Origin of the sequence: uncultured Ruminobacter sp. (assembly GCA_902764345.1) — a bacterium.
Lineage (GTDB): Bacteria > Pseudomonadota > Gammaproteobacteria > Enterobacterales > Succinivibrionaceae > Ruminobacter.
This window is the reverse complement of record CACWVT010000084.1, coordinates 1-5076: the sequence shown is the minus strand read 5'-3', so window position 1 is coordinate 5076 and position 5076 is coordinate 1. Positions and strand designations below refer to the sequence as shown.

At 48.6% G+C, this 5076-nt stretch carries 2 protein-coding genes; both read left to right on the top strand.

The features are described 5' to 3' along the window. A partial coding sequence (locus QZU58_RS09860) for a phosphopantetheine-binding protein (protein ID WP_294496405.1) occupies positions 1 to 421 on the top strand: 421 nt, incomplete at its 5' end. A gap of 1 nt (position 422) precedes the next feature. Further along, positions 423 to 4976, top strand: a complete 4554-nt coding sequence (locus QZU58_RS09855; protein WP_294496403.1) for a non-ribosomal peptide synthetase — start codon at positions 423 to 425, stop codon at positions 4974 to 4976. The last annotated feature ends 100 nt before the right edge of the window (positions 4977 to 5076 follow it).

Below are 5076 nucleotides of genomic sequence, written 5' to 3'. Positions count from 1 at the left end.
CGTGCCTGAATACATGGTTCCTAACCACATCGGGTTCTACGAAACACTGCCTGTCAGTGCCAACGGCAAGATTGACCGCAAGGCCATCATCAGTGAACTCAACAGTAAATCCATCATTGCGAAGGAAGAAGATTTACCGCAGGGAGAGCTTGAAATAAGAATCGCCGACATCTGGAAGAAGATCCTAAAGATTGAAAACATTTCAAGAAATGACGACTTCTTTACAGCTGGTGGAGACAGTCTTAGTGCAACCAAATTTGTTCAGACATTACAGCTCGAAAACATAACTTCCGAACCGCTGCCGCTGAGAACGTTGTTCTCAGCGCCTACCGTAGCCTCAATTTCAGGTTACATAGAGAACAATAACCTTAGGGCCGAAGCATGTTCAGAAGGAAACTCATTCGAAGAAGGGACACTTTAATATGACATTAAACAGACAGGGCATCATCAGCCTTATGGAAGATTTTGCTTCCAGAAACATTTATCTGTGGACGGATAACGGAGCTTTGAAATTCAAAGCCCCGGCCGGTGCCATGACCAGTGATGACAAGGCATTAATCAGGGAAAACCGCGATGCCGTAATAAGCTATCTGGAAAAGTTAACCACCATAACTCATGACGCCAATCACCGTTATGATGAATTTCCTCTTACTGACCTGCAGCTCGCTTATTCACTCGGCAGAAGCAACATTTACGAATACGGTGGCGTTGGCTGCCACAGCTATTTGGAACTGGAAATGCGCGAACTTGACAGAGCCCGTCTTGAAAAGGCATGGCATGGTCTGATTCTGCGTCACGACATGTTAAGGGCGGTAATCTCCAAAAACGGAACCCAGCATGTTCTTAAGGACGTGAAACTGCCTCACGTTCCTGAACACGACTTCAGAAACATGACGCCTGAAAATGCGGAAAAGGCTCTTCTGAAGATTCGTTCGGAAATGGATCACCGGCTCTATGACCCGGGCCACTGGCCTCTCTTTGACGTAAGAGCTGTTCAGATGCCTGACAAAGCCATTCTGATTTTCTCAATCGACCTTATAATTGCCGACTTCGCCAGTATACAGATTCTGCTTGCCGAACTCGGTCAGGCTTACGACAGAGGAGCAGAATCACTTGATCCGCTGCCTTTCACTTTCCGTGACGTGATGTTTGCCAGAAAGCAGGAACAGAACAATCCGTTCCTAAAGGCTAAACACAGGAAAGACAAGGAATACTGGCTTGAACAGATCCGGACCATGCCTCTTCCTCCTGAACTTCCCGTAATTCCGGACAGCGGAAGAAATAATGAAAACATCAGGGTTAGGCGTTTCCATCATTCCATGGACGAAAACAGGTGGAACAGACTCAGACAAATCGCGATGGATAAAAAACTCACCGTATCCAGCGTAATTCTGGCAGCATTCTCCGAAGTTCTGGCCCGCTGGTCACGCAGTCCGGATCTGACCATAAACCTTACCCTGTTCAACCGTCCTGCAGGTGTTCAGAACATTGTGGGCGACTTCATTGACGTTAATGTTCTCGGCATTCGCGGCAGCCAGACCGAATCATTTGCCGAACGCGTAAGCATGATTCAGAATCGTCTGTGGGAAGACATGGAACACACCGGATTCACCGGCATCAACGTTCTCCGAGCCCTCAGCAAGGAGCACGGCAAGAACATTCTGGTTCCAGTCGTTTATACCAGTACCCTTGGCGTGAGCAACGATTCTCTCGACAGAAATGACTTCATGAGCGGTGCAAAGCTCCACTACGGTCTTACCCAGACCCCGCAGGTATGGCTCGACTGTCAGACCACCGAACGCTACAACACCCTGCAGCTGGATTGGGACGTACGCTCAGGAGTGTTCCCGGAAGGACTGCCGGAAGCAGCTTTTGAAGCCCTTAAAAAGCTTATTGACGACCTTGCCGATCATCCTGAACTCTGGTCGGAGAACAGCGTCGTCACCCTTCCGGATGAAATGCTTAAGCGTGTTGAAGCACTTAATTCAAACACCCGTGAGCATGAACATCTCTTCCTTCACGAAGGATTGATAAACAATGCCTTAAAAACACCTGATGCCGTCGCCGTATTTGCGGCAGACGCCGAACTCAGCTATTCCGACCTCGCCTCGGAAGCTTTGGCAATTGCCGACGAACTCAGGGAAAACGGCGTAAAGAAAGGTGATAACGTAGCCCTGCTCCTGCCAAAGTCAGCCTCTCAGTTTGCCTGCATTTTCGGGGTGCTCTTTGCTGATGCCGCATATGTGCCAATCGACGTGTCACAGCCGTTATCACGCATAGAATCAATCATTAACGATGCAGGCATCAGGGTTATTCTTACCGATGCCGAACACGCCGGAACCGTATACGGAAAGGATACAGTAAATCTTACCCACCTTGCAGGCAGTGCGTTCAGTGACGGTACGGCCGTAAAATCCAGACTTGCCGGCCTAAGGGATTCACTGGCCGTGAACCGCAATGAAACCGCAAGAACCGCCTACATCATCTTCACCTCCGGCACCACCGGCAAACCGAAGGGAGTAATGGTAAGCCACAGAGCCGCCTGGAACACCATAAACGAAGTCATCACCCTTAACGGTGTTGATTCCTCCGACAGGATGCTGGGACTGGCAAGTTACGGCTTTGACCTTTCCGTGTGGGACAATTTCGGTACCACCCACGCCGGCGCGGCCCTTGTCATGCCTACCGAAGAGGAACGAACAGATCCGGAATGCTGGCTGAATCTTATCGCCAAATACGGCGTTACCCGCTTAAATACCGTTCCTGCCCAGATGCAGATGCTGACCCAGTGGCTTGAATGGGATGACGCTTCCAAACTTAAAACTTTAAAAAGCGTATTCATGTCCGGTGACAAGATCCCAACCACATTGCCTGATGCCATAAGAAAAGCTCACGGCTCCGTAAAAATTGTAAGCATGGGAGGACCTACCGAAACGTCAATCTGGTGCGTGGAATATCCGATAACTGAAAGTTTTGCCGACAAACCGAGAATTCCTTACGGGAAGCCTCTGGCAAACCATGAAATTTACATTCTGAACAGCCGTATGGAAATCTGTCCGGATTACACTCCTGGTGAAATGTACATAGCCGGTTGGGGATTAGCCGAAGGTTACTGTGCCGATCCGGACAAAACCGCAGCATCTTTCATCACCCATCCGAAAACAGGAAAGAGACTTTACAAATCAGGCGACATCGGCTTCTACACACCTGACGGAATTATTGAAATACTCGGACGTGAGGACGGACAGATTAAAATTAACGGCTACCGTATTGAACTGAGTGAAATTGAAGCCGCAATTGAGCAGATGTCATTTATACGAACCGTTGCCACGGTTCCTGTTCATGACCGCACCACCCTGGCAGCAGCGGTAACGCTTGCCGACGGGACTGGCATGACTGCGGAAAACGCAGTGGAAAAAATTAAAAAGGTACTGGCAGAAAAACTTCCGGCATACATGATTCCGGAGAATATCAGGGTAATGGAAAAGCTGCCGTTAAGTGCCAACGGCAAAATTAACCGCAAGGCTCTGTCCGCAGAACTCAGCAATATGGACATACCGGCCAAAAAGACGGAAAAACCTTTGGACACCAAAATCGAGCAGGATCTGCTTGAAATATGGAGTGACATCCTTAAACACGGGAATATTTCCCGTTCCGATAACTTCTTCAATATCGGGGGTTCTTCACTTTCCGCAATCACCCTGCTCAGCCGACTCCTAGCAAAAGGATATCCTGCCACCCTGGAGCTCATATTCAACCACAGCGTGTTTTCCGACATGGCCGACTGCATGGACAGAACTCAGGCCGAACAGACCGCATGGATTAACGGCATCAGTCTTGAAGACATGGCGGCAAAGGCCATGCATGCCATAAACGGAGCACTGCCGTTTGATCCGGAAATAAAGAAGCATCGCGTATTCATGACGGGAGCAACGGGATATCTCGGCACCTACATTCTTTCAAAACTGCTGAAGGAAACCGACTGCAGCATGTACCTGCTTGTCAGGGCCGCCACACCGGCCGAAGGCTATGAGCGTTTACGCAGGGCTGCCGCCGACAAGAATCAGCCGATACCTGACAATCTTGAAGAAAGGGTAAGAATATTCAACGGAGCCATGGACAGACCGCATCTCGGCTTAAACGACGATGACTACGCCGTCATTTCAGGCGAGTGCGACACCATCATCCACAACGCATCCATCATCAACCTCATGGATCCCCTGAGCTCAATATTCCCTACCAACGTTCAGGGCGTGGCCAACATTCTGGAACTGGCAACAACAGGAAGAATCAAGCAGATTAACTATATCTCCACCATCGCCGTTCACTATGGTCTTGAAAACGTGGATCTGTCTGCTGTTATTCCTGAAAACATAGACATCCACAGATGGAGGGATCTGGATCTTACTTACGAACAGTCCAAGATTATGGCGGAAAACATATTCTACACGGCCAGAAAGAGCGGTGTTCCCGTAAACATTCTCCGTCCTAGTTCAATTACATGGGAAAGCGGATCCAATGCTCCGTTTATCAACAATGACGCTTTCGTGAAATTCTACAAAGCCTGTCTGGCCGCAGGAAGCTATCCGGAATCTCCTCTCAAGGTAAACATTGTTCCGGTGGACTATGTAGCTGAATGTGTATGCCTTGCCACCGTCAACAGATACGGCTCCAGTCTTAACTATCATCTTGTTTCAAAGGACAGCGTGGGAGTCAATCAGATTTACTCCTGGCTCGGAGAACTTGGTTCAAACATCGGCAGCCAGGACTTCCACGGATGGCTGAATGATTTGAGTGACAGCTTTGTGAACGGCTTTATCAGTCTTTACTTCAAAAATGACCTCAGTGACGGCGGCCATTACAGCTATAACTGCGATGAGGCCAGAAAGCTCCTTGACTACAGAAGCCTTAAGCCTTTCAACGTCACAAAGAGCTATTTTGAACCGTTGGTTGCAAAGTTCAATAACAGGGTATGATTATCTCAACTTTCCCACATGATTTTGAGTGGAAAAACATAGCGCAACCTTAATCCATGCGGTTTAGGTGTTTTTTAAAAACATGTATTGATTTTTATGA